We start from the raw sequence: 25,477 nt of genomic DNA, 5'->3' as shown, positions 1-25,477 counted from the left end.
CATCAAGACCCAGCGATTCATCCAGAGCCGATGGTCGCGATTCCGATTCCAGCTCCGTGCCCGACTCAAAGCTGGATTACCAAGTTCTAACATTCAACCCGGCCGCGATCGGGCTGCCTGACCTTCCCCAGCCAATGTCATCGGCGAATGATTTCCAGAGCACGCTTGCTTTGATCGATGCCAGACTTGCCGAGCTCGAACCCAGGCATGATGAGGCCAAAGAGCGACTCGCCGCAGTCAAAGTAGCGGCTGCGGCGGTTAGCGAGGAAGCGGACACGGGAGAAGAGATATCTGCTCAAGACGACATCTCCGCGACCGAGATCAATAAAACGGCCGCGGACTTGAGCGCGGGGGTGGAAAACATCGCGCAACGGATCGAATTGCTGCACCAGCTGCGCGTTGTGGTGCAACGACGCGCCACACTGGCCGAACGCCTCATCGGCGTCAAGGAGGAGGTTACGCAGCGGGACGAGCAGCTGGCAAACCTTGATGAGCAAGGCGTCGCTCTGGAGCCGCCTTTTCCAGTCTCTTTGCTTGATCAACAGCTCGCCGAGCTGGTTCTGACACAGGCCAGCGAGGAGGTGGCAGAGACCCGCCTGAAGACCGCGACCCGACGCATGGCAGCCATCACCAAGGAGCTGGGCGCGGTGGTGAGCGCGCGTCGCGCCGCCCGGGATCAGCTTACCCAGGCGGAGAGCGATACATTGGCCGACGCCGAGCGCGAGTTGCTTGCCGACGCGCTTGAGCTAGCGCGTCTGCGCGAGCTGCTGACCTTGCAGGAATTGGCGGCGTCGGAGCACGCTGTCGAGCTGGCCCGTCATGAGGATCGTCTTGCCGAGATGCAGCAGGAATTGCTCGCGGCACGCCGAGATTTTCTCAAGTCACGAGCGCAATTGTCTGATGACATGCTCGATCAGCGCCTAGCGGACCTGAAGGACACAGAGGAGTCAATTAGTGCACAAATAAAGGATCTGCAGCGCCGGGGTGATCAGGCCGAATCGGCGCTGTATCAAGCCCGACAAGGTTTGATAACAGCCAGCGACGACGCAAACCGGGCAGTTCTTGAGGAGTGGGTCGCGGCGCGCCAGGCCGAACTCGACGCAGCACGCTCTGGCGTTGATTCCCTGACCACTGCTTTGACGGATATCGACAAAATCGGCGACTTCTGGCAACTGCGCTTTGAGCTGATGCAAGATCCGGAGCCAACCAAGGCCGCACAGGCCTTACGCGACATTATCGCCGCTACCACGCTGGCCAGCACCGAGAAAGACGAGATCGAAAGCCGGCTGAATGCGTTGCGCGCCATCCAACTGGCACAGGCACGCCATTCTAGCGATCCAACACTGAGCGATGAACAGCGCAAAGCGGCGGAGGTCCGCTCCGAGGCGCTGGATCTTGCTGAGCGCCACGGGCGAGAGTTACTGGAAACCAAGGACGAACTGCTCGCCCTGCTGCAGGGAATGCGCCACCAGCTTGAAGATCTGATCGAGAACGAGGCCCTGAGCCTGCAACTCTTACAGGCCCGCGAGACACTGACGCAATGGTGGGACGCGGAGCTCATCGTCATCGACGACCAGAGCATTCGCGTGCGCGAACTCGCAATGGCGCTGGCCATGTTCGTCGTGGTGCTCTTTGCGGTTTCCTTTGTGCGTGTCGGCGCCTACCGCGCGTTGAGCAAAAGCAAAAGGAGGAGCGAGTCATCTCAGTCTGGCGATTTTTATCTGGCCTGGTCCGCCGTCGCCGGTAATACCAGCCAGTTCTTCGTGCTGATCGCGGCCTTTTATGTCGCCATGGTGTTTTCCGGATTGGCCAGCCCGACGGTCAAGGCGTGGCTCTGGTCGGGCTTGATCGTGGCCTTCTATTTTCAGCTCGCCATCTGGGCTAACGCCGCCGCGGCGGATTATTTCAATCGCCGGCGCAGCCGTCGGGAGTTGCGCGATCCATCCACTGTGACTGGCTACGGCGTGCTAATGGTGTTCGTGCGGGTCGGCATCTGGATCACTATGATCGTCTCGCTCTTGGCCTACTTTAAATACCCGATTGCCGGCCTGCTTGGCGCTCTTGGTGTGGGCAGTGTCGCCGTGGGCTTTGCGCTGCAGAACATCCTGGGCGATGTCTTCAGTTCAATGGCCATCATTCTCGATAAACCCTTCCGGGTCGGCGACTTCGTCAAAGCCGGCGATACCCTGGGCGTGATTGAGCTCATCGGTGTCAAGACCACCCGCGTGCGCAGTCTATCGGGGGAGCAAGTCGTGCTATCCAACAGCGACCTGCTCAACAGCCGCATCCATAATTTCCGCCACTTCAAAGAGCGCCGCGTCTCCTTTCGCATCGGCGTGGTCTATCAAACGCCGCGCGCGCTGATCGAGCGCATCCCGGAAATGATTCGTGAGGCCATCGAGGAACAACCTATAACGCGCTTTGATCGCGCGCACTTTTTTGAGTTTGGAGACTTCTCGCTGAACTTTGAGATCGTGTATTACGTGCTTGCTCCAGACTACGATATCTACATGGATATGCAGCAAGGCATCAATCTTGGCATTCATCGCCGTTTCGAAGATGCGGGTATCGACTTTGCGTACCCAACGCAGGAACTCATTCTGCGCCGCGCTCCCGGTTCCTCGCGGCTTAGCAAGGCGGGTGTGTCAAGCCAATAAGTCAAGCCAATCAAGGGAGCTGAGCCTCAGCAAGCCCGCTCTCCGGTATGGTCAATCAGCTTGCGTTTCAGCCGCCTGCTATTCGTCAGTCTCAGATTCGGCGGTCCGTGGCGGCTGCTCTGGCGTCACGCCCCGCACCGGGCGACTGAACAGCACACTGGTGTCCGGCGCATCAGGGGCGCGCCAGCGCAGGGCAAGCGCCTGTGCCTGGCGACTGTGGTCGATGGATTCGGCTAACACCCGGGCGGCTTCCTGGTCGGCGTGGAAACCCTTGGAATTTTCGCTACTGATATAGTCCAATCGCCAAGTGGCCTGGCGCTGATGGGCGAAGACCGCGGCCAAGTCATCATCGCTGGCGCCCGCGGCCTGGGCCTCGCGAATGGTATCGAGCATCTCGGTCATGGCGGCCGCGGCGCGCTGAATCAGAGCACGGGTGCGGCTCTGGATGGTGGCAACTCGAGCGCGCAGTTCGCTCTCCGATACATGGTGGCAGGTCTGGCAGGCGCTGTTGATTTTCTCCAGCGGACTGGTTACGCGGTGATCGCTCAGCTTCATCGCCCCCTGACGCTGATAGGGCATGTGGCAATCGGCGCAACTCACACCGGCGCGGGCATGGATGCCCTGGCTCCACAGCTCGAATTCAGGATGCTGCGCCTTGTAGCTGGGCGCGCCCGTTTCGCCGTGCTTGAAGTCATGAAAGTCGCTGCCATCGGCAAAACGAAAGTCATCCCAAAACGCCTCCTCGTCATCGGCGCGCAGACCCTTGGCCCAGGGGAAGGTCAGGGTAGCCTTGTCTCCGCAATAGTATTCAACATGACACTGGCCGCAGACGAAAGAGCGCATCTCCTGGCGCGAGGCAAGTTGGTTGGGGTCATAGGGCCGAGCGCGCGAGCCAGCCCGCCATTGCCCAATACTCGGCAAATGCGGCACGGCCGCGTCGCCAGCCGCGAGGGCGGCGATGCCCTGTAAAAATCCGGGCCGTGTGACACGCACCGCCATGGTCTTGGGATCATGGCAGTCGATGCAGGTGACCGGATGCGCCTCTCCCTTGGCGACACTGTCATCCGCGACTGGCTCGCCGGCGTATTCGCCGCTGAAGCCACCAGCCGGCGCACTGGGAAAGACCGGCTCGTTTTCGCCAGGTGTCCCATCGGGCGTGGCTTGCAAGAGCGCCAACACTTCTTGATAAGGCTTGCGGCTGAGTTCCTCAAAGCCGCGCATCACTGCCGGGGTATTAAAATCAACCGCCAATGTCTCGGGAGTGACCTCTTCCCCCATTGCATCCATGCCAATGCGGCGGTAGAGCACCGAGACGGAGGCATGACAATGTAGACAGGCACCAGGCTGAGGCTTTTTGGTAATGCGTTCGGTCACGCCCTGGTCATAGAGCATGTAGGCATGACCCCGCGCCTCACGGTAATCAATGCTAAAGGCATAGCCGGCATAGAGGCGTTTCAGCCAGGGATCGGCATCCAGTTTGCTTTGCGGCAAGGCGCTACTGCCACCGTGGAATTCATCGCCGGCGGTGGCTTTCCAGCCGTCGAACTGGTGCGGCCAGTTCAACCCCCAAGGAAGGGGATCAGTGCTGATTTCGCTGACCGCGGCGACGCGCGCATAGGGCTCGCGCGCATCCTGCTGATGCCCAACCATGGTGACCAGGATCCAGGTGATCAGCAGCACCCCAATCAGGGTGGCGGCAAAAAGGCCGCCAAGCAGCCAGGGGCGCGCACTCGGGCTCTGGCCGGCGGGTTGATCGATGTTGGATGAGTCGTCATTCATGGCTGTCTCCGCTGAAGAGATCGAGCAGCAAACAAAGGGGGGTTACCGCACGGGCCCACCTGTTCCCGCCCCTCTCATGGTCAGGTCCGCCGCTGTTCGCTGGCAATGATCACCGCTCGGCATGCCCAACCGCGCGATGGCAATGGACACACATAAAGTCATCGTTCGCCTCGCCGGGCGGGAAGGCATGGGCGACAAAGTCGCCATGACAATGCAGGCAAGCGCCTTGGGTCACCCGACGGTTGCGCGGGGTGATCTGGATGGGCTCATGGAACCAGCCGGTGGTGAAGGCCACAGCGTGGCGCAGACCGTTATCCGCCTTGGTGAGCCATTTGCCCAAAAAATCATGTGGCAGATGGCAATCGTTGCAAGCCGCCACCGCCGCATGGCTGGAATGCACCCAGGCATCGTAGGAACCTTGCATGATATGGCAGTTAATGCACACACGTGGATCATTAACCAGATAGGAGGCGCCTTTGCCCTGAACAAAGGTCGCCAGCCCCAAGCCACCGAGCACACCGAGCGCAATCACCAAGGCAGCGACCATCGGCTTCGCAAGAAGCAGCGCCAACTGGCGACGAATCCAGTGACGCAAGGGCTGCTGACTCATGATGTGAGGCTCCGCAAGCGGGCCGCTCGGATCATCGCCATTCCCAGCGGACCACCCGAATTGTTGATCATGGGCAGGATGATCATTGGCACTTTGATCAGGGACATCATTTTGGAATTCTAGCAGCCAGACCCCAGGCTAGCCATGTTGAGCCAGTTGTCAGTCCCTGCTTGGAGCCAGGCGCGCGCAGCCTGATGCCAAAAAAACCCAAGGGATTCAGAAGGATTTCAAGGCTCTCAAACCTCGGCACAAAGTCGGGCGAGTTGATCGAGTTCGGCCTGGTCGAAGCCGGCGCGACGCCGATCAGCAAGGTTAATCGGACAGGGAAGCCGGCCTTTCATGAACTGACGCAGCAAGGCGATGTAAGTCGCGGCCGGATCGAGCGTGCGCTGCTCGCACAGGTAAGCAAACCAGCGCGAGCCGGCCGCGACATGGCCTACCTCCTCGCGCAGGATGACACCAAGTGCCTCGGCACTTTTATGATCGCCCGCATCGCGCAGACGTTCAATCATGCCGGGCGTGACATCCAACCCGCGTGCCTCGAGCCCACGCGGCACCAAAGCCATGCGCGCGAGGAGATCATCGGCGGTGACGGTCGCCATTTCCCAGAGCCCGTTGTGCGCGGGGAAATCACCGTAGTCGAACCCGAGCACGCGCAACCGCTCGCGCATCAATTGAAAGTGCTCCGCCTCCTCCGCCGCCACCCGCACCCAGTCGTCATAAAAGGCGTGCGGCATGCCGCCGAAGCGCTGCACAGCATCCAGAGCTAGATTGATGGCATTGAACTCAATATGAGCTACCGCATGCAGCAGGGCAGCGCGCCCTTCGACAGTGCCGAGCCCGCGTTTTGGCAGAGCGCGGGGTGAAACCAGGCGCGGATGTGGCGGCCGGCCCACGGATTCCGATAACAGTGGCAGTTCCTGGTCATCTTGCGTCAGATCACCCGCGTGCCAGCGCGCGGCAAGGGATTGCGTGGCCTTGAGCTTGTCTTCCACCACACAGGCAGCCAAGGCAAGTTGGGCAGCACCTTGAAGGCTGATTGGCTGGGTCATCGGCTCAGCCGTGAAAGGCGTTTTCATGGATTATTCTCGCTGCCAGGATTCAGCCAGATCGCGTCGCCGCGGGAACCAAAATGAGGTATCCTAGGCCAGATTGATCGAGACCCGTTGTTGACCCAAGTCCGGCGTGCATGCAACCAGCTTTGGCTACATGACCCGGCTGTTTTTCAGGCATCGCGAGGCCCTTGATGAGACTTTGCCCCAAATGCTCCAACAGCCCCTGGCCCTTTGCCATGGTCGCTCTGTTAGCAAGCATCATTACTTTTCTAACTTGGCTCATACTGAGCTACACCCAAACACCAGAACTGACACGCGTGATTTCAAGCGCGGCAGTCTTTGTTGGGGTTAGCTTCTCCCTGAGTCAGTATGTGTTGATTTGCCTGCGCCGTCACTGCCCACATCGGCACGAGGGCAGCAACTGCCACTCCGCGCATTAAGCCAGGACTTCGCGGCCAGACCAGCCTACCTGACGGGACCGACCCAAACAAAGCAGCCGCTCCACGACAGGCGCGGCCGCTTTGTGTGGGTGCATGCTTCGCGCGGGTCAATGGACAGTTGAGGCCAGTGGCATGAACACAGCTGTCCGCTTGATCGCCACCTGATCACGCAAGTAGACTGGCAGTCCCAGTTCCGGAGGCATGGCTTGTCCCGCCGTCACCACATTGACGGCCAGCTCAGCGATATCTGCCGCGGTGCATGTCAAACTCGCATCAATGGATGCCTTCTCAAGGCCAGTGCGTGCAATGAGAAGATCGCGATAGAGCGACCAGCCATTGCCAACGCCCAACCGCGGCACCCGCTCAGCGGGCTCGAATGGCACTGTGACCTTCTCCGCCACGCTTACGCACTCAGGTTGCAAAGCGCTCACCAATCCTCGGCCCTGGACATTGAAAAAGCCCCAATAGAGCTCGTCAATGCGGGCATCAATGGCTGCAATAATTCGTGTGTGACCCTGAGAACGCCAGCCTGCATGTGCCAGGGCGGCCAGGGTCGAAATGCCGACCACTGGAACGCCAGCACCGAAAGCTACCCCCTGAGCCACGGCCGCGGCAATGCGCACGCCGGTGAAGGAGCCTGGACCACAGCCAAAAGCGATGGCGTCCAGGTCGCCCAGGCCCAGGCTGCCTTGCTCCAGCAACTGCTCCATCATGGGCAACAGGCGTTCACCATGGCGGCGCGCGGCCTCCTCGTGTTGACTCAATAATTCTCCATCGCGCAGCAGAGCAACGGAGCAAAACACCCCAGAGGTCTCAAGTGCAAGGATTTTCATGCGCTTGCCTCGACTGCCTCAACAAAGCTTGGCATGAATGTGATTGCGTCACACCAAGGATTCAGTCGCAACATGGCATCAGGCCGGGGGTGGCGCGCGATAACCATGGTTGACTGAGTCGATATATTCACGAAAAGCCTCTGGTGGTCGCACAATCCAACCACGAAAGGCTTTTGCCAGGGCGCCCTCGAACAACAGCGGCGGCTCGTCCTGGGTCACCTCCAGTTTAATCAGACCGCTTTGACCGACAAGACTATTGGGATCCTGCAGGCGGGTCTCGCTGGCCCAGCGTTTGAGTTCCTTGAAAAAATCCTCGGTCTTGGCTTTACGATTGGTGAGTCGGTCGGCCAGCCCCAACAGCAGAGCACGCTTGTATTCAATCTCGGCGTCGAATTCCTCGTCAAAAATCGACACGCTGAAATCCGAGGTCAGCTGCACCATGCCTCGCACCACCAGATAGACAAAGAGATCATGTAGATCACGCCAAGTATGCTGCGGCAACGGGCGGTCCCAGTCAATTCCGTAGCGGATCTGACGGGTAAAAAAACGAAACAGGTGTTGCAGCACCCAGATGCGCTCACTGTCATCATCGGCATAGCGACTGCTTTGCGTCCGGTCAATCTCATGCAGCGTCTTGCGCAGGTTGTAGATCATCAGCAGCAGCAAGCGCTGTTCGAGTGTGTTGGCATTGCCGCTGCCGGGAGCGGGTCCACGCGGTTTGGGCAGACTGGCCACTGCCTTAAGCACCGGCTTTTTGACACAGTGCATCACGGTGATGCGCTCCTCGGCCCCCAAGGGCTCACGCGCAATGCGCTCAAGCTCCATCATCAAGGCCGGCAGCGCCTGGCGTAGACCGCGACTGCGCAGGGATGCGATGCGCTCGCAAATAGCGCTCGCCCCGGACTCAGGCTCGTCAAGCGTTTCGCTCTCGGCGAGTAGTTCGCGCAGTTCGTCGCTGTCGACCTCCTTGAGCGAATAATCCTCCTCCAGCATACCCCGCCTCGTTATCCCGACCTAACACGCATGTACCGCGCCATGCCTTGGTGGCCGCGCATGCACAAATTGAAAGGATGATTGAACATCAAATGGCTGACCACAGCACAAACAGGCGCGTATTGCGATTGGAAAAGGGCTTTAAGTCCCCGACCAAAAACCCGCCGACAAGTCACACTATAGCCCCTTGTTGGCGCAATCCCAAACCGATGGGGAGTTCGCAATCCGCACGCGCTCTTTGTGCGCCCGATCAAGGCGTCACTCACGGGTCTGCACAAGTGGCAGACGAAAAAAATGCCCGCACCTCGCTCAGGGAGTCGGTGCGCGTCATCGGCGGCAAACTCTTGACGAAAGCCGCCCCATAAGACCTGGTGACCAGGCGCGGATCGCAGAGCACGAACAGACCGCGATCGCTTGTATCACGAATCAGTCGCCCGGCACCCTGCTTAAGCGCAATAACAGCACGCGGCAGTTGAAAATCACGAAACGGCTGACCGCCAGCGGTGCGCAGCGCTTCAATGCGCGCCTGCACCAAGGGATCCCCCGGCGAGGCGAAGGGCAGCTTATCGACGATGACACAGGAGAGCGCATCACCGCGCACATCGACTCCCTCCCAAAAGCTGGCGCTACCGAGGAGCACCGCATTGCCATGGTCGCGAAAACGGCGGATCAACTCGGCACGCGGCGCTTGTCCTTGCACAAGTAGCGGATACTCAAGGCCCCCCTCGATCTGCCTTGCCACGAACTGCAAGGCACGATGGCTGGTAAACAGGACAAACATGCGCCCACCAGTCACCGGAGCCAGTTCAATCACCAAGTCCGCGACCCTGGCATCGTGGGTCGCGTCGGCTGGCTCCGGCATCCGCGGTGGAATCAACCATAATGCCTGGCGCGCATGATCGAAAGGACTGTCCCAACGTGCGGTCGTGGCCTCTTCAAGCCCCATTTGGCGAGCAAAGTGGTCAAAAGACTCACCGACCGCGAGCGTGGCCGAGGTAAACACCCAGGCGGCAGGCAAGCGCGCACGGTGCGACTGAAAACTGCTGGCCACTTCAAGCGGGGTCTGATGGAGGCGAAACCCCTGTCCGCGCGCATCAAACCAACGTACCTGATCGACGCTCTCCTCGGCACCAAAGAGCGCAAGCCGCTCGCACAAGTCCAGACAGCGTTCCAGGTCATGATCGAGCGCCTTGGCATGGCCTGCAAGACGCTCAAGACCTTGCTTGATCTGTTCCAGCAGCGCTTCGAGTGCCGTGCGAGCTTGTTGCACGCGCGGGTCCGCGCCAACCCCTGCCCAGGCAGCGCGGCGATCCTCGGTCCCTAGAGCCAGGCGCAGCGCCTGCAACGCTGGGCGCAACCCACCGATTGGCGCGGACAAATCCAGCAGCCCCGGCGCATCGCGCGCCAGATCGGCAGTCAGATCACGAGCAAAATCAAGCAGTTGATAACTGCTCAGCGAACGGCCAAAAAAAGCCCCCGCGACCTCGGGCAGCTGATGGGCCTCGTCGATGATGAAACAATCGGCTCCCGGCAGTACCTCGCCAAAGCCCTCCTGACGGATCGCCATGTCGGCGCACAGCAGATGGTGGTTGATCACCACCAGATCAGCCTCCTGCGCCTGGCGCCGCGCCGCCACCAGATGACAGTCGCCCCAGGACGCACAGTCCTGCCCCAGGCAATTCTCGGCGGTGGAGGTCACCAGTGGCCAGACTGGCGATTGCTCGGACAAGCCTGCCTCGGCAATATCGCCACTGCGCGTGACCCGTGCCCATTGACGCACCCTTGCCAGATCGGCAGCCAGGCTGGCATCGACCGCCGACCGGGCCGCTCCGACCTGCCCCAGCCGCTGCACGCAGAGGTAATTGGAGCGCCCCTTGAGCAGCGCCACCCGCACCGGGATGCCGAGCAAGCCTCTGGCCAGCGGCAAGTCCTGCTGGAACAGCTGATCCTGCAGGGTGCGGGTGCCAGTGGAGATGACCACTTTTCGCCCGCACAGCAGGGCAGGAATCAAATATGCGAGCGTTTTGCCAGTGCCGGTGCCAGCCTCGCAGATCAGGGTGCCGCTCTCGGCAATCACCTTGGCGACAGTTGTCGCCATGGCCAATTGCTGCGGTCTGGCGCCAAAATGGTGCAAGTGCCGGCCAAGTTTGCCCTGGGGACCAAAAATACCAGCCAGTCCAATCGCCCCGGGCGCCATCGGGCTGTTGTTATCTGACTGGAATGCCTTGAACACCAGCAATCTGACGCTTGTGTCCTAGCCTCCAGAGGCTCTGCGCCGTGCTTCCTGTGCGCCCTCCAGATCTCCGGCGCGCTGACGCGCATCGGCAATCACCCGCCAATTATCGCGTTTGAGGCTGTCGCTATCTCCGGAGAGGTCGTTCGCCCGCCCGGCTAGATTGGCGGCCTGTGTTGCCAGACCCTGCTCCAGACGCACATGCGCCAGCCGGTTCCACAGGTAGCCTTCGCGCGACTGCAAGCGCAGAGCGCGCTCCAGCGTCGCGGCAGCTCCGGCATAGTCGCTGCTCTGGCGCTGACTCTCAGCCTGCCTGACCAGCGCATCAACCTCTGGCGTTAGCTGCGGGGAATGAAGCGCCGTGGCCGAGGCGACACGCGTCTCGGGCGCCGGCAAGGCCGGTGTGGTGGCCCCTTGCTCGACCGTTTCCGCTTGCGCCTGTTGTTGCGCCGACTCCTCTCTTGGGGGGACCGAACCACCACTTGGCTGGCCGGTTTGAGCTTGCGCTGACTCAGTGTTCGGAGGTTGCCTGGACGACTCAGCGATATCTGCCGCATTGTCGCTCGCTGTGGCGTCCTGAGCGCCGACGGCTGCCCCGGAAGGGTTAGAAACTCCCTCCTCGGACTGGCCCGCCGTCACCGGCTGGTAGGCATAAACGCGGGTTGGCTCGGGTTGTTTGTCCTCCTCGGTCGCCTCCTTCTCAACCGCGGGCTCAACCGCGGGCGTAGGCGGCGAACGTCGGGCATCCACAATTGGAGCGGGAGGATCCTGGCGTTGCGGGGTGGCACAGCCATTGAGTCCCGCCGCGACCAGAAAAGCGGCCGAGGTACAAAAAAGAGAGATGAATCGTCTGTGCTCAGTCATCAGTCACCATAAAAATCGCTGAGAAAAAGATTACGCGCGCCTCGCCCATCCCGATTGGATGCAGGCTTGCGCCGCTCTGGAGGCGGCTGTGCCTCGTCATTGGCAGAATTCTCACTGATGTCAGCATCGGCCACTGTCTCATTGCTTGCACTTCCGCTCGGCCTGCGACAAGCGGCTACCGCGGCGAACTCTTCATTGACCGGTACAGTGACGCCGCCGCAAGCTTGCGCCATGATCACACCATCGGGTGGAATATCGCTTAGAGGCTGATTGTCGATGCTGGCCATGAGATCACCCCAGACACGCAGCGCCCCGCTGGAGCCGGTCAGCCCTGTTGGCTGGTTATTATCGCGCCCAACCCAGACAACCGCCACTTTATCGCCACTAAAGCCGGCAAACCAAGAGTCACGCAAATCGTTGGTGGTACCCGTTTTGCCCGCCACGCTCAAGTCCTCGGGCAGGCGTTGCTTGAGCCAGGTGGCCGTGCCCTGTTCCACCACCTGACGCATGGCCCATTGGGTCATGAAAGCCGCGTCGCCGCGCACCACGGGTTCCACGGCGAGCGGATAGCGCGTCAAGGGTCGCCCGGAGGAATCCAAGATCTCGCGAATGGCACGCAGCGGCGTGCGGAAACCGCCAGCGGCGATGGTCTGGTAGACCTGCGCGAGTTCGATGGGAGCCAAGGACACAGACCCCAGCAAGATCGCCGGAACCGCGTTGATCTGGCGCATGGCGCCGAGCCGCCTGAGTGTTTGCGCGATCTCTTCGACCCCCAGTTCCAGCCCTAGGTTGACCGCGGCCAGGTTGTAGGACTTGGCCAGAGCGCGGTACAGGGGTACATCGCCATGAACGCGACGATCATAATTTTTCGGCTCCCAGACATCGGTGCCAATGCGCAGGCTAACAGACCGATCAGGAATCGAAGTCACCAGGGAATATTCCTCCGGCCGCTCAAGCGCCGCGAGATAAATCGCCGGCTTGACCGCGGAGCCGATGGAGCGCACCGCGTCGAGGGCGCGATTGAAACCCTCGAACGCCGAATCACGGCTGCCCACCAGCGCCAACACCTCGCCCTGGGCAACAGAGGTCACGACGGCTGCTGACTCCAGTGTGCCGTCCCGAAACCCGCGCTGTTTTTCAAGCATGGGCAGACGATCATGAATGGCCCGCTCGGCGGCGATCTGAACCGGCGGATCGAGCGTGGTGAAGATCTTCAGCCCTTCCGAGCGCAAATCTTCTTCGCGATAATCGCGCTGCAGCTGACGTCGCACCAGTTGTACAAAAGCGGGGTAGTCGCCGCTCGGTCGCGCACCGCCCTCGCGCAGTCCGAGCGGTGCCGCCTTGGCCTGTTCAGCCTCGGTGCGTGCAATTACTTGATGGTGCGCCATGATGTCAATGACCAGATTGCGCCGTTCCAGCGCCCGCTCGGGATTGCGGCGCGGATTGTATTCCGTCGGCCCCTTGAGCACGGCGATCAAGAGCGCGGTATCGGCTACTGTGAGTTCAGAGAGCGGGCGGTCGAAATAAAAACGACTGGCAAGACCGAAACCATGGATGCCACGGCTGCCGTCCTGGCCCATATAGACCTCGTTGGCATAGGCGGTCAGGATGTCGTCCTTGGTGTAGCGCAGCTCGAGCAGCATGGCCATCAGCGCCTCGTTGATTTTCCGCTCGAGGGTACGCTGCTGATTGAGATAGAAATTCTTGACCAACTGTTGGGTTAGGGTGCTGGCGCCTTCCACGGTGCGCCCAGCCATCAAGTTTTTATAGGCGGCGCGAAGTATACCTTTTGGATCGATACCAGGGTGTTGGTAGAACTTACGGTCCTCTACCGCCAGCAGTGTCTTAACCAGCAAATCAGGTAACTGCGCCCGCAGCAGCAACACCCGATCCTCGTTATGCGTGGGGTAAATGCTTGCGATCAGGGCCGGTTCGAATCGCACCAGCGCGATTTTTGGCCCCTCGTCAAGCGTGGTAATGGATGCGACCTGGCCGTCGGCAAAGGCGATTTCCAGCAGAGCCGAGCGTTCGACGCCATCCCAGAACCGAAAGCCCTGGGTATTAACGCGCACCCGATCACCATCGCGCCGATAGGTGCCAGGGCGATCAACCTCTGTCACAACCAAATATTTGAGTCGTTTGAGCTCCGCGACCAGTGCATCGGACGACAGTGCTCGCCCCTGGTACAGCTCGAGCGGGCGTGCATACACCCGCGCCGGCAGCGCCCAGCGTTTGCCCTCGAACTTGGAGCGCACGATATCATCGAGCTGCACCGCGTATAGCCCAAGCACGCTCAAGCCGCCAAGGGCGAACAAGATGGCAAGAGCAAACACAAGGCCCCAGAGACCGCCGCCTTGAAGGCGCGCGCCGGTGGGGCGGTTCGAGCGCGCCGAACAGGAGAGTAAGCGGGAGAGTTGCGGTTTTTTCATGAGGGGAATCATCCCACCGCCGCGCCTTTACCTCAAGGCCGAGAGGCGACCGACGTCAAGTCAGCTCTTGATACCGATTCCATGGCGCAACAATTCCAGGCTAAAGAAGGTCATCACGGCGATACAGCAGGCGACGAGGGTAAATGCAACCCACAGTGGAATATCGCTCACCCCCAAGAGCCCGTAGCGAAACGCATTGACCATGTAGAGGATGGGATTGAGCAGGGACACATCCTGCCAAAACGCTGGCAGTAGAGCAATGGAATAAAAAACCCCGCCCAAGTACGTCAAGGGCGTCAGCACAAAGGTTGGAATAATCGAAATATCATCGAAGCTGTTCGCGAAAACGGCATTTATAAAGCCACCCAGGGCGAACAGAATGGCCGTCATCAGAAAAATTAGCAGGGTAATCCCGTAGCTATGGATAGCGAGATCGGTAAAGAAAAAGGCGACTATTGTCACCGCCACGCCAACACTCAGACCCCGCAGAACACCACCCGTGACATAACCGGCCAAAATCACCCAGTTGGGTGTTGGCGAGACCAGAAGCTCCTCGATGTAGTGCGAAAATTTGCTGCTATAAAATGACGAGACCACGTTTGAATAGGCATTGGTAATCACCGCCATCAACACCAATCCCGGCACGATGAACTCAAGATAGCTGAAGCCCTCCATCGGGCCGATGCGCTCGCCAATCAGCCGTCCAAAAATAACAAAATACAGCGTGGTGGTGATGACAGAGGGAAGCAGCGTCTGTATCCAGATCCGCAGAAATCTCAGAGTCTCCTTGGTTACCAGGGTCTCATAGGCCACCCAGTAACGCTGCCAGCGATTCATGCCCGACCTCCCGGCATCGCCCCCGATTCCGTCGCGCCCTGACCAGGTTCCGGGTTGTCCACCATATCCAGAAAGAGTTTTTCAAGCCTATTCTGCTTGTTGCGCATACTGATGACTTCAATCCCACAGCGCGACAGAGCCTCGAACAGACCATTGATGCTATGGTCGCGGCTCACCTCAACCTCAAGCGTGCTCTCGTCTATGGTGTCCAGCACGAAACCGCCAAGCGCCGGGAGTTCCGTCAGCCGACCGCGCAAGTTAAGCACAAATGTTTCCGAGCGCAGTCCTTTCAGCATCTCGCCAATGTCGGCGGTCGCCACTATCTCGCCCTTGTTAATAATGGCCAAATGCCGGCACAGGCTTTCGGCCTCCTCAAGGTAGTGTGTGGTCAAAATGATGGTAGTGCCACCATCATTGAGCTCGCGCAGGTAATGCCACATCGCACGGCGAATTTCGATATCCACACCGGCCGTAGGCTCGTCCAAAATGAGCACCCGCGGCCGATGGACCAGGGCGCGCGCAATCATCAGCCGCCGCTTGAGACCGCCCGAGAGCTGGCGCATCTGGGTGTCGCGACGATCCCAGAGATCAAGCTTGCGCAGATAATGCTCAGCGCGCACACGCGCCTCGCGACGCGGGATACCGAAATATCCGGCTTGGTTAATGACCACCTCGGCCACCGGCAAAAATAGATTAAAGTTAAACTCCTGAGGCACCACCCCGAGCAAGGCGCGGACCTGCTCGGGCTCGCGGTCGAGATCATGGCCGAATACCCGGATGCTGCCGGTGCTCTTGTTCACCAAGGATGTCAAAATCCCGATCAAGGTCGACTTGCCCGCGCCGTTGGGCCCCAGTAATGCGAAAAAGTCCCCTGCCTCAACCCTCAGATCGACGCCTTTAAGTGCCTCCAAGCCGGAAGGGTAGATTTTTCGGAGATCCCGAGCGATGAGTGCGGACATAGAGCGGCAAACAGAAAGTTTACTTTTTTCAGGAATGCTGAGCAACTGAGGCATGAGTGTCGACCAGAGACCTGACCGATGAGAGAGTAACACTTGCCTCAACCACGACACTGAAGAACATGGATGCCAAAAATGCGAATTCAGCCCCTCACCCTATACCAGAGTGCGAACTGTGGTAAAGCTGGACCTGGAATGAGACATTTGCGCTGTCGGAATGGCCAGCGTTTCCAAATTTGAGTCGCTCGAAGTGTGGTTTAGCGCCCATCATGGGCGAACTGCCCATGTTCTGAGTCGAGGCGCTAGAGGAAGCCATCTCTTAACACTTACGGCTTGCGAGTGTGGCGTCCCATCCCGGAGAATTCTTAGGGTTGATATCGCACGCACGGGATTTTTCGCAACACGCCAAGAAGTCTGGTGTTGCTATCGTCCACTCATAAGATGGAGATCCGCTGATGTCCGCAACAGGTCCGGTGATAGGTCCTGAAACCAGAAGGCAGGGTGCGCTAATGCAGGCATTGCGCGCGCGCACTGCCGCTTTGCATGCCGCCACCGAGGCATTGCCCTTGATGCGTGACCTGATGGCTCCGGAGGTGGATGCAGACATTTACCGCGCCTACCTGGGTGCGCTAGCACGACCCTATCGCCTGCTCGAGCCGCATCTGCACGCAAGCTGTGCGCCATTAACCCTTGAACGTATGGGCGTGCGCGAGCGCCTGCCGGCACTCGAGCGCGATCTGGAGGCACTCGGGGACGAGCCAATGCCGCCGCCGCCGGCGGATGCCGAACATCTGTCAAGCTTGGTTGCCAACCAGGCGCAGGCGCTCGGCGGGCTCTATGTGCTCGAAGGCGCCACGCTCGGCGGCCGGGTGATCTCCCAGCGACTCAGGCAGAATCTGGGTGCCGAGGCAGACCGCTTGCCGTTTCATTTTCTTGGTACTCGCGAGGACCGGTCGCCCGCCGAGGGCTGGCGCCGTTTCGGCGCGGCGCTTGAGGACGAGGTGAGCACCCGCGGGCATGACCCAGAGCAAGTCCTGACCGCGGCAGTCGCGGTCTTTGGCTTGGTGCATCGGCATCTCGGCGGTAATAGTTGACCTTATTGGCTGGAATATTGTACTTTTTCCAGTTAGCCGGCGGATGTCGGAGCGAATCGCGTCGCGCGACCGCCGTCTCCCCAACCAATGGCCATCGATTCTCGTCAATCGCTGGCTTCAATCGTTCTTGTGCCGCCCGCGGCACCTCGGCCCACAATGTCCAGCCTGCCGCCACGGTCCCCGCGGCGATGAGCCTGGATGTTCAGGGCCCGAGCGGCAAGCGGGCGGCGCGGAGGTAGACCCGTGCAGCAAGCGCCCGCGCCTGATTCTAGTTCCGAGCAGGCGGCATCTCCTGATCAATCCGCCGGTCAGTCCCGAGACACCTTCTCTCCCGCCTTGTCCGCCGCCAGCCTATCCGGGGCCAATGCGCAAGGTGCTCCGGTTGAATTAACCGGCGCGGAAATCGTCATCCAGTCGTTGATCGATCAGGGCGTTGAGACCGTTTTTGGTTACCCGGGCGGCGCGGTGCTGCACATCTACGACGCGCTTTTTCAGAAAAGCGACCAGATTCGCCACATCCTGGTGCGCCACGAGCAGGGCGCCACTCATGCCGCGGACGGCTATGCGCGCGCCAGCGGCAAATGCGGTGTCTGCCTGGTCACTTCCGGGCCGGGCGCGACCAATGCCGTCACGGGTATTGCGACGGCCTATATGGACTCCATCCCCATGGTGGTCATCACCGGTCAGGTGCCCACGCCCGTGATTGGCAGCGATGCCTTCCAGGAGGTCGACACCGTCGGCATCACTCGCCCCTGCGTGAAACACAATTTCCTGGTCAAGCGGGTCGAGGATCTGGCCGATACCATTGCCAAGGCCTTCCATATCGCCACCTCCGGACGCCCCGGTCCGGTAGTGGTGGACGTGCCCAAGGATGTGACTGATCCGGGCATCAAGATTCCCTATCATTTTCAGCCTAACCTCAAGCTGCGCTCCTACCAGCCGGCGCGCAAGGGCCACCTCGGGCAGATGCGCAAGGCGCTCGAGGCCATGGTCGCGGCCAAGCGCCCGGTCTTCTATACCGGCGGCGGGGTGATTCTGGGCAACGCGCACGAACCCCTGATCGAACTGGTGCGCGCGCTCGGCTTTCCCATCACCAGCACCCTGATGGGTCTGGGCGCCTACCCCATGACCGATGGCCAGTTCATCGGCATGCTCGGCATGCATGGCACCTACGAGGCCAACATGGCCATGCACGAGACCGATTGCCTGATCGCCATTGGCGCGCGCTTCGATGATCGCGTCACGGGCAAGATCGAGCATTTCTGTCCCCATGCCACCATTATTCATATCGATGTCGACCCTTCATCCATTTCCAAGAACGTGCGGGTGGATATTCCCATCGTCGGTCCGGTTGAGACTGTCCTGAGCGACATGCTCGGTCTGCTTAGTGAGATGAAGGGCGAGATCAAGGGCGAGATCAAGGCGCGACCGGACAAAGCGGCACTCGCGGCCTGGTGGGAGCAGATCAACGCCTGGCGCAAGCTCGATTGCCTGTGCTACGACCGCGACAGCGCGGTGATCAAGCCGCAGTTCGCGGTGCAGACGCTGCACAAGGTCACCGGCGGCGATCTCTACCTGACCTCGGACGTGGGGCAGCACCAAATGTTTGCCGCCCAGTTCTACCCCTTCGACAAGCCCAGACGCTGGATCAACTCGGGCGGACTTGGCACCATGGGCTTTGGTTTGCCCTCGGCCATGGGGGTGCAGCTCGCGCACCCCGAGGCGCAGGTCGCCTGCATCTCGGGTGAGGCGAGCATTCTGATGTGCATTCAGGAGCTGGCCACCTGCAAGCAGTACAATTTGCCCATCAAGGTCGTGCTGCTCAATAACGGCTACATGGGCATGGTGCGCCAGTGGCAGGAGTTCTTCTACGAAAGTCGCTATGCCCACTCCTACGTGGATGCGCTGCCGGATTTTGTCGCCCTGACCCAGAGCTTCGGCCATGTCGGCATGCGGGTTGACAAGCCGGGGGACCTGGAAGCGGCCATGCAGGAAGCCTTCGCCATGCGGGACCGCCTGGTCTTCCTTGATGTGATCGTTGACCCAACCGAGAACGTCTATCCCATGATCGCCGCCGGCAAGGGCCAGCACGAGATGCACTTGCCCCCGACCATCTCACAGCGCGAACTGGCGTAGGGGCGAATGTATTCGCCCTCCGCGCACTGGCCCCGATGCAAGCGATCACTCAATGATTCGCCCGGCTCGGGGGTAATGAAATCGCCCCCCACAAGCTTTCTCTGGATACTGCGATGAGACATATTCTTTCCATGCTGGTTGAAAACGAGTCGGGCGCCCTGTCGCGTATCGCCGGCCTGTTTTCCGCCCGCGGCTACAATATCGAGTCCCTGACCGTGGCGCCTACCGATGACCCCTCCCTGTCACGCATGACGTTGGTCACCCGCGGCAACGAGGATATCGTCGAGCAAATCAAGAAGCAGCTTAACAAGCTGATCGACGTGGTTAAATTGGCCGATCTGTCCGAGGGGCCGCATATCGAGCGCGAGATGATGCTCATCAAGCTGCGCGCCAAGGGTCCGGATCGCGAAGAACTCAAACGTCTGAATGACATCTTCCGCGCCAAGATTGTCGATGTGACCGAGGCAAGCTACGTGGTCGAGCTGACTGGCACATCCAGTAAGCTCGATGCCTTCATCAAGGCGGTGCCGGATGGTCTCATCAGCGAGGTGGTGCGCTCGGGCCCGAGCGGCATTGGTCGCGGCGAGAAGGCGCTGGCGCTTTGATTGAAGTTTGAAGTAAGAAGTGTGAAGTTTAAAAGGGTGCGTGTTCGGGGAGCGGCAATCGCTTTCAAAATTCAAGCTTCACACTTTAAACTTCACACTTCAAACTTTTTTATGAAGGAACTCAATCCAAATGACAATGAATGTTTACTACGATAAAGACGCCGATCTGTCGCTGATTCAGCGTACCCAGGTCGCCATCATCGGTTACGGCTCCCAGGGACATGCCCATGCCAACAACCTGAAAGAGTCCGGGGTTTCGGTCACTGTTGGTTTGCGTCCGGGCTCGACCTCGGCGGCCAAGGCAAGCAATGCCGGGATCGAGGTCAAGGACATCCCCGAGGCCGTTGCCGGTGCCGATCTGGTCATGGTGCTGGCTCCGGATGAACATCAGGCCAAGCTTTATCGTGACCAGATCGAACCGAACATCAAGCAAGGCGCCGCTTTGGCCTTTGCCCATGGCTTCAATATCCACTTTGGCCAGATCGAGCCGCGCGCGGATCTGGACGTGATTATGATCGCCCCCAAGGGCCCCGGCCATCTAGTGCGCTCCACCTACACCCAGGGCGGTGGCGTGCCGAGCCTGATCGCGGTGCAGCAGAATGCCAGCGGTCGTGCGCGCGATCTTGCCCTGGCCTACGCCTCCGCCAATGGTGGCGGTCGCGCCGGCATTATCGAGACCAGCTTCCGCGAGGAATGCGAGACCGACCTCTTCGGCGAGCAGGTGGTGCTGTGCGGCGGCCTGACAGCGCTGATCCAAAACGGTTTCGAGACCCTGGTCGAGGCGGGCTATGCACCCGAGATGGCCTATTTTGAGTGCCTGCACGAAGTCAAGCTGATCGTTGACCTCATCTACGAGGGCGGCATCGCCAACATGCGCTATTCCATTTCCAACACCGCCGAGTATGGCGACATGACACGTGGTCCGCGTATTGTGACCGGCGAGACCAAGGCCGAGATGAAGCGCATCCTGGGTGAGATTCAGGACGGCTCCTTCGCGCGTGAATTCATCCTCGAAAACCAGGCCGGCGCACCGCGCATGAAGGCCATGCGTCGCCTGAGCGAGGAGCACCAGGTCGAGGATGTCGGCGCCCGCCTGCGCGGGATGATGCCCTGGATTCGCGAGAAGCAATTGGTCGATAAGTCCAAGAACTGATGCGATTTCCAGAAAACACCCCCGTCGCGCACCACAGCTCGCGGGGTGTTTTCTGGTCAGGCAGACCTACTGGTCGCCTCCAGTTGCGTTCATTCACTAAAGCTTGATCTCAGCTTTCGCAACCTTGGATTCCCGCACGCCTGGGACCCCCAGATCGGGCTTTTCAAGACGCCAGGTCTCTGACTATTCCTTGCCTTGGTGAAAGTAGGCCGCGAGAAACTCATCCAGACTTCCCTCGTTTCGGGCCTCAATCTCCTCCTGGCGAGCGACAGACTCGGCGCTGAGCCGGATGAATTCCTGTTCCGTGGCAACTGGCAGCGGTTGGTTGAGAAAGGCTTCACGGTGCGTCTCCGTCAATCGGCGCGCGAAGGCGGAAAAGCTTTCGCCTTGGGCGCGCATTTCAGCCAGCATGCGCGCCGATGGGGTGCTGTTCGGCTCGCGTACTTTCTCCTGCTGTGCTTGAACACTTGCCACATGCGGGCCTGATTCGCCGCCGTCGAGCAGCGCGGCGACCTCTTGCATTTCCCCCAATACCTTGTCCGCCCAGACGCGTAGGCGCACGGCCGCGTTTTCGCGTTCAATCATCAGGCGGGGTTCGCGGCCGCGATGGGCCGTGACCACTTCGTTGGTGTCAATGGCGCGGCGTTCGCGTGCATTGATGCGCGGGCTGTCCCGTAGCAGGCTGTGGAGCATGAAGCTGGCGAGAAAATGCAGTTGCTCCTCGTCGACTCCAAGCGGATGAAAGGCATTGACATCGGTGGAGCGCAGTTCGACATAGCGAATGCCGCGTCGGCGCAGTGCCAGCGTTGGGCGTTCCATGCCCTCGGTGATCTGTTTGGGCCGCACCGTGCTGTAGTATTCGTTCTCAATTTGCAGCACATGATCGTTGAGCTGCTCATAACGCCCGGCCACCTTGACGCCAATGCTTTCGTACTGGGGGCAGGGGGTTTCGATCGCCCAGGTCAGGCTGCGGATGTAGGAATCCAGGCTGTCATAACTGGCCTTCATGCCAGTGCCTTCTTCCTGGCGGTTTTGATAACCGATATCGCCCATGCGCAGGGAGGTCCCATGCGGGTGGTAATAGGTATGCTGGTCGAAGGATTGCAGCTCCCCGGGATCGCCCTTTACAAAGCTTTTGCACACGGCAGGCGATGCACCAAAGAGATAGGGCACCAGCCAGCCAAGGCGTTGCAGGTTGCGCACCATGCCCATGTAAAGCTGGTCGCGAAACTCGCGCGGGTTGTCTTGGTTACCGAAGGCGTCCCGCAGTATTGGCCACAGGTCCTCGCGCAGGGAGAAGTTGAAATGCACCCCGGCGATGACCTGCATCACCCGCCCGTAGCGATTGCCCAGGCCGCGCCTGTAGATGGTCTTCATCTGCCCGGCGTTGGACTCACCATAGTAGGCGAGCGGAATGCTTGTGCTGCCGCCGATCACGCAAGGCATGCTGGTGGCCCAGAGGCGCTCCTCGCCAATGTGGCGATAGACGAACAGATGCAGCTGATGCAGGAAGCGAAGCGCCTCGGTCGGACTGGCCACCGCGGGGGTGACCAGTTCGATCAGTGCCTCGGAGAAGTCGGTGGTGATGTAAGGATGAGTAAGCGACGAGCCCAGCGCGCGGGGATGCGCGCTGGTCGCGACCTCGCCCGCTGGGGTGACGCGCAGGGCTTCTTTTTCAAGGCCGATCAGGTAGGGGGTACGCAGGGCGTCAGCCGGCAGGCGCGCGAGCGCGGACAGTCGCGCGTCAAACAGCGAATCTGGGGACATTGCGTCTTGGGTTCTCCCGTCGTCTAATCGCGCATGGCCGCGCGTGGGCGTTCCGCGCCGCCCTGGTGCTTGATTAAATCGGCCAGAATGCGGGCTGCTTCATCGACCTGGATGGCATCGATGACGTCCTGCTGTTTCTCAAGCGCTTCCTCGTCGATCGGATCGGCATCCTCGTCGACGGGCTCCATGTCGCGGCTGCGCAGAAACTCATTGCGCTCTTCTTTGAGCGCCTTGTCCCGACGTTTGGATTCCTGGCGGCGTTCGTCCTCGCGCAGGGAGACAAGATCGCGCGCTTCAATTTCCGTCAGCATGCGACCCTGTCGGGTCAGCATGCGGAAGCCGCGATCCCGGGCGGTGCGTTCAACCGATCGCGACCTCAGTACATTAAGATCGACACCATTGAAGGTCTGGTAACTGGCTGGGCGGATACTGCTCCAGGGCAGGGCATTATCGAGCGAGCGCTCGCCATGGTCATCGCTGTCGTAGCCGAGGTCGAATAAAATGTCCGGCTCCACGCCCTTGAGTTGTGTGCTGCCGCCACTGATGCGAAAGAACTCGGCCATGGTTAGACGCAGGCGGCCGAGGTCGAGCTCGTTGCCCGGCACATAGCGGTTGAGATCGACCAGTGTTTGCACTGTCCCCTTGCCGAAGGTCGGTTCACCAACCACGAGACCGCGATCGTAGTCCTGAATGGCGCCGGCGAAGATTTCCGAGGCCGAGGCGCTGTTGCGATCGACAATGACCGCGAGTGGGCCTGAGTAGACCAACTCAGGATCCGGGTCGGTCTCGACCTCGATCTTGCCGAAGGAGTCCTTCACCTGCACCACCGGGCCTTCCTTGATGAACAGGCCAGTCAGGGAGGTCGCCTCGGTCAGGGAGCCGCCGCCATTGCCGCGCAGGTCGATGACAATGCCATTGACTCGTTGATCCTGGAGTTCCGCGAGCAGCTTGCGCACGTCGCGCGTGGTACTGCGAAAATCGCGGTTGCCGTCGGATTCCGCGCGGAAGTCGCGGTAAAACGCCGGTACTTTGATAACGCCAATGCGCAAATCCGGTGCGTTCTCGGGGCCGTCAATCACGTAGGAACTGGCGGCCTGATCTTCAAGCTTGATCTCGTTGCGAACCAGGGAGACCTCGCGCATGCGCCCGCCGCCGGAGATTTCCGCCTTGGGCAGGAGTTGCAGGCGCACCACCGAGCCTTTGGGGCCACGAATCTTGTCGACCACATCCTGCAAGCGCCAGCCGACAACGTCGTCAAATTCACCGTCAACGCCTTGGGCAACGCCGACGATCTTATCGCCCGTTTGTACCATGCCGGACTGACGCGCCGGTCCGCCTGGTATGGTGCGCTGAATAACCGTGTACTCGTTGTCGGCTCGCAGCACAGCGCCTATCCCCTCGAGCGACAGCCGCATGCTGATGTCGAAATTCTCCGAGGTGCTGGGCGACATGTAGGCCGTATGGGGTTCCAGGCTCTGGGTGTAGGCGTTGACGAAGGTCTGGAAGACATCATCGGCATCGAACTGGTGAATCCGCCGACGAATGCCCTCATAGCGCTTGCGCAGTTGTTTGCGGATCTCGGCATCGTCCTTGTCGGCCAGCTTGAGCGTGAGATAGTCATTCTTCACCCGCTTGCGCCAGAGTTCATCGAGTTCCGCTTCGTTCCGGGGCCAGGGAGCCTTGGTTCGATCAAACTGATAGTGTTCCGATTTGTTGAAATCGAAGTCCCCTTCGAGCACACCCAAGGCGAATTCGACCCGATCATCAACCCGCATGCGATACACTCGAAAAATGTCGAAGGCGACATCGACTCGCCCTTGGGCAAGATCGTCATCAAGCCTGCTGGCACTGCCGAGAAAGCGCTGAATGTCGCGATCCAGGAAGAAGGACCGGTTGGGATCGAGTCCATCAAAATAGTGTTCAAGTGTTGCTACAGCGAAGGCTGGACTGAGCTCGAAATCACGATAATGAAAACGCTCCAGCACTTGGTTGATGACCACGGCCGTCTTGGCCTGGCGCTCGGTCGGGAAGAGGGTCGCGAGACTGACATCGACCGGTCGGGCCGCCAGTTCAAGGACGACTCCAAAACCGAGTAAAAGCGCCAGCAGTGGCGCCAAGAAAAGCCTGGGTGTTGAAAGCCCGCGAGGTGAAAGCCTGGGTGGCGGACCGAGCTCCCGAGGACTCGTCCGTTGAACCGGTGATCGAAGCGCGAACTCTTTCATGGGGTGGACTCGTCGTGGCGTATGCGAAAACGGAAGTTGGAGCTAGTCAGCCCGCTTGACTGATCAGGGTAGTCCTGGCAGGTAGGCACTTCCGCGGGCAGGTTGCGCGCGGCTATTCATCGGCCTGCAAACCTAGACGGCTTGGAAATCGAGGTGCATCAGTCTGATCGACCATTCTTAATCCGAGATTAGCGGCAACCAGTGAACACTTCAATGCCCTTGGACTCATCAGCCCGCGCCTGGGTTCGTTCCGCCTGGTCCGATGCACGTCATTCAAGCGAGTGTGCCGCCGGCGAGCAAGCGCATGGCATCGCGATTGGTCCGGGAGCTGGCAAGCTCCAGGGCACGGCCGAGGTGGAGCCACTGATAATCGGAGTGCTCCAAGGTGTTGAGCCGGATCAGGCGGCGTCCTGGCAGCGGCAGCGCGAACCAATATTCGCGGTTGAAGCAATGGTTCTTGCGATAGCGGGCGCGCCAGGCGCGGATAATGGGGAACAGTCGTGACTGGTGTAAATCAATAAGTTGTCCACTGCCGAGAAGGCCGGTTTCTTCACGCAACTCGCGCACCGCGGCCAGCCGAGGGTTTTCTCCCGGGCGCAGACTGCCGGTGACCGACTGCCAGAAATGCGCCGGTCGGGTGCGCTGCATGAGTAGGAATTCCCCGGCGCGCGTGAAGACAACCACCAGCACCGAGGCGGGGCGCTTGAATCTTTGCGGTTTTGTCTGGCCTGCCATGGACGGGTTGCTCTGTTCGATGATGTCCGCGAGACCTACGTTGGTCGTGCCGCATTGCCGCGCCGTCATGCCTGGAATC

Annotated in this window: 18 protein-coding genes; 5 read left to right on the top strand and 13 right to left on the bottom strand. The window is 60.2% G+C overall.

Going from position 1 to position 25,477, the window contains the following annotated elements; translation table 11 throughout:
• Positions 1-134 precede the first annotated feature (134 nt).
• On the top strand, positions 135-2,657 hold the full coding sequence (locus Thiowin_RS15380; RefSeq protein ID WP_328983874.1) for a mechanosensitive ion channel domain-containing protein: 2,523 nt from the start codon (positions 135-137) through the stop codon (positions 2,655-2,657).
• Positions 2,658-2,735: 78 nt separating this feature from the next.
• Here the strand turns inward: Thiowin_RS15380 and Thiowin_RS15375 are convergent, their stop codons facing one another.
• The 10 genes from Thiowin_RS15375 to Thiowin_RS15330 form a co-directional block, all read right to left on the bottom strand.
• Entirely contained in the window at positions 2,736-4,436 is a 1,701-nt protein-coding gene (locus Thiowin_RS15375) for an ammonia-forming cytochrome c nitrite reductase subunit c552 (RefSeq protein WP_328983873.1), read from the bottom strand.
• A gap of 109 nt (positions 4,437-4,545) precedes the next feature.
• Positions 4,546-5,046: a cytochrome c nitrite reductase small subunit gene (gene nrfH, locus Thiowin_RS15370; RefSeq protein WP_328983872.1), complete on the bottom strand. Its 501-nt coding sequence runs from the start codon at positions 5,044-5,046 to the stop codon at positions 4,546-4,548.
• 236 nt (positions 5,047-5,282) lie between these two features.
• Positions 5,283-6,125, bottom strand: coding sequence for a ferritin-like domain-containing protein (locus tag Thiowin_RS15365; RefSeq protein WP_328983871.1), 843 nt, complete (start codon positions 6,123-6,125; stop codon positions 5,283-5,285).
• Positions 6,126-6,648: 523 nt separating this feature from the next.
• Positions 6,649-7,374, bottom strand: coding sequence for a tRNA (adenosine(37)-N6)-threonylcarbamoyltransferase complex dimerization subunit type 1 TsaB (gene tsaB / locus Thiowin_RS15360; RefSeq protein WP_328983870.1), 726 nt, complete (start codon positions 7,372-7,374; stop codon positions 6,649-6,651).
• A 78-nt stretch (positions 7,375-7,452) separates the two neighbouring features.
• A complete protein-coding gene (locus tag Thiowin_RS15355; RefSeq protein ID WP_328983869.1) occupies positions 7,453-8,367 on the bottom strand; it encodes a hypothetical protein in 915 nt (304 codons plus the stop codon).
• Between the two features lie 262 nt (positions 8,368-8,629).
• Positions 8,630-10,564 (bottom strand): ATP-dependent DNA helicase, encoded by a 1,935-nt coding sequence (locus tag Thiowin_RS15350; protein WP_408034223.1) that lies wholly within the window; start codon positions 10,562-10,564, stop codon positions 8,630-8,632.
• Positions 10,565-10,621: 57 nt separating this feature from the next.
• Entirely contained in the window at positions 10,622-11,464 is an 843-nt protein-coding gene (locus Thiowin_RS15345) for a tetratricopeptide repeat protein (protein ID WP_328983867.1), read from the bottom strand.
• A complete protein-coding gene (gene mrcB / locus Thiowin_RS15340) occupies positions 11,464-13,893 on the bottom strand; it encodes a penicillin-binding protein 1B (RefSeq protein ID WP_328983866.1) in 2,430 nt (809 codons plus the stop codon). Before mrcB ends, Thiowin_RS15345 begins: the two co-directional genes overlap by 1 nt.
• Before the next feature lie 60 nt (positions 13,894-13,953).
• Positions 13,954-14,730 (bottom strand): ABC transporter permease, encoded by a 777-nt coding sequence (locus tag Thiowin_RS15335; RefSeq protein ID WP_328983865.1) that lies wholly within the window; start codon positions 14,728-14,730, stop codon positions 13,954-13,956.
• Positions 14,727-15,689, bottom strand: a complete 963-nt coding sequence (locus Thiowin_RS15330) for an ABC transporter ATP-binding protein (protein WP_328983864.1) — start codon at positions 15,687-15,689, stop codon at positions 14,727-14,729. The genes Thiowin_RS15335 and Thiowin_RS15330 overlap by 4 nt, the downstream gene beginning before the upstream one ends.
• Before the next feature lie 506 nt (positions 15,690-16,195).
• Here Thiowin_RS15330 and Thiowin_RS15325 point away from each other — a divergent pair.
• The 4 genes from Thiowin_RS15325 (at position 16,196) to ilvC (ending at position 20,674) form a co-directional block, all read left to right on the top strand.
• Entirely contained in the window at positions 16,196-16,780 is a 585-nt protein-coding gene (locus Thiowin_RS15325) for a biliverdin-producing heme oxygenase (protein ID WP_328983863.1), read from the top strand.
• Positions 16,781-17,116: 336 nt separating this feature from the next.
• Entirely contained in the window at positions 17,117-18,916 is a 1,800-nt protein-coding gene (gene ilvB / locus Thiowin_RS15320; RefSeq protein ID WP_328988094.1) for a biosynthetic-type acetolactate synthase large subunit, read from the top strand.
• Positions 18,917-19,029: 113 nt separating this feature from the next.
• Positions 19,030-19,521, top strand: a complete 492-nt coding sequence (ilvN, locus tag Thiowin_RS15315) for an acetolactate synthase small subunit (RefSeq protein ID WP_328983862.1) — start codon at positions 19,030-19,032, stop codon at positions 19,519-19,521.
• Between the two features lie 136 nt (positions 19,522-19,657).
• A complete protein-coding gene (gene ilvC, locus Thiowin_RS15310; RefSeq protein ID WP_328988093.1) occupies positions 19,658-20,674 on the top strand; it encodes a ketol-acid reductoisomerase in 1,017 nt (338 codons plus the stop codon).
• Between the two features lie 183 nt (positions 20,675-20,857).
• Here the strand turns inward: ilvC and gshA are convergent, their stop codons facing one another.
• From gshA to nudB, 3 genes are all read right to left on the bottom strand, one after another.
• On the bottom strand, positions 20,858-22,441 hold the full coding sequence (gene gshA, locus Thiowin_RS15305; protein WP_328983861.1) for a glutamate--cysteine ligase: 1,584 nt from the start codon (positions 22,439-22,441) through the stop codon (positions 20,858-20,860).
• Between the two features lie 23 nt (positions 22,442-22,464).
• Positions 22,465-24,663: a carboxy terminal-processing peptidase gene (locus Thiowin_RS15300; RefSeq protein ID WP_328983860.1), complete on the bottom strand. Its 2,199-nt coding sequence runs from the start codon at positions 24,661-24,663 to the stop codon at positions 22,465-22,467.
• Positions 24,664-24,936: 273 nt separating this feature from the next.
• Positions 24,937-25,467 carry a dihydroneopterin triphosphate diphosphatase gene (nudB, locus tag Thiowin_RS15295; RefSeq protein WP_328983859.1) on the bottom strand — a complete coding sequence of 177 codons (531 nt, stop codon included), beginning with the start codon at positions 25,465-25,467 and terminating at the stop codon, positions 24,937-24,939.
• Positions 25,468-25,477: the final 10 nt, after the last annotated feature.

Source organism: Thiorhodovibrio winogradskyi, from assembly GCF_036208045.1.
In the GTDB taxonomy this organism is placed as follows: domain Bacteria; phylum Pseudomonadota; class Gammaproteobacteria; order Chromatiales; family Chromatiaceae; genus Thiorhodovibrio; species Thiorhodovibrio winogradskyi.
This window is presented reverse-complemented; position numbering and strand designations above follow the sequence as displayed.

Bases quoted from the DNA above. Each gene is read 5' to 3' on its own strand.
- Thiowin_RS15380 (WP_328983874.1), top strand. From the start codon at position 135: ATGTCATCGGCGAATGATTTCCAGAGCACGCTTGCTTTGATCGATGCC.
- Thiowin_RS15375 (WP_328983873.1), bottom strand. From the start codon at position 4,436: ATGAATGACGACTCATCCAACATCGATCAACCCGCCGGCCAGAGCCCG.
- nrfH (WP_328983872.1), bottom strand. From the start codon at position 5,046: ATGAGTCAGCAGCCCTTGCGTCACTGGATTCGTCGCCAGTTGGCGCTG.
- Thiowin_RS15365 (WP_328983871.1), bottom strand. From the start codon at position 6,125: ATGAAAACGCCTTTCACGGCTGAGCCGATGACCCAGCCAATCAGCCTT.
- tsaB (WP_328983870.1), bottom strand. From the start codon at position 7,374: ATGAAAATCCTTGCACTTGAGACCTCTGGGGTGTTTTGCTCCGTTGCT.
- Thiowin_RS15355 (WP_328983869.1), bottom strand. From the start codon at position 8,367: ATGCTGGAGGAGGATTATTCGCTCAAGGAGGTCGACAGCGACGAACTG.
- Thiowin_RS15350 (WP_408034223.1), bottom strand. From the start codon at position 10,564: ATGGCGCCCGGGGCGATTGGACTGGCTGGTATTTTTGGTCCCCAGGGC.
- Thiowin_RS15345 (WP_328983867.1), bottom strand. From the start codon at position 11,464: ATGACTGAGCACAGACGATTCATCTCTCTTTTTTGTACCTCGGCCGCT.
- mrcB (WP_328983866.1), bottom strand. From the start codon at position 13,893: ATGAAAAAACCGCAACTCTCCCGCTTACTCTCCTGTTCGGCGCGCTCG.
- Thiowin_RS15335 (WP_328983865.1), bottom strand. From the start codon at position 14,730: ATGAATCGCTGGCAGCGTTACTGGGTGGCCTATGAGACCCTGGTAACC.
- Thiowin_RS15330 (WP_328983864.1), bottom strand. From the start codon at position 15,689: ATGTCCGCACTCATCGCTCGGGATCTCCGAAAAATCTACCCTTCCGGC.
- Thiowin_RS15325 (WP_328983863.1), top strand. From the start codon at position 16,196: ATGCAGGCATTGCGCGCGCGCACTGCCGCTTTGCATGCCGCCACCGAG.
- ilvN (WP_328983862.1), top strand. From the start codon at position 19,030: ATGAGACATATTCTTTCCATGCTGGTTGAAAACGAGTCGGGCGCCCTG.
- ilvC (WP_328988093.1), top strand. From the start codon at position 19,658: ATGAATGTTTACTACGATAAAGACGCCGATCTGTCGCTGATTCAGCGT.
- gshA (WP_328983861.1), bottom strand. From the start codon at position 22,441: ATGTCCCCAGATTCGCTGTTTGACGCGCGACTGTCCGCGCTCGCGCGC.
- Thiowin_RS15300 (WP_328983860.1), bottom strand. From the start codon at position 24,663: ATGAAAGAGTTCGCGCTTCGATCACCGGTTCAACGGACGAGTCCTCGG.
- nudB (WP_328983859.1), bottom strand. From the start codon at position 25,467: ATGACGGCGCGGCAATGCGGCACGACCAACGTAGGTCTCGCGGACATC.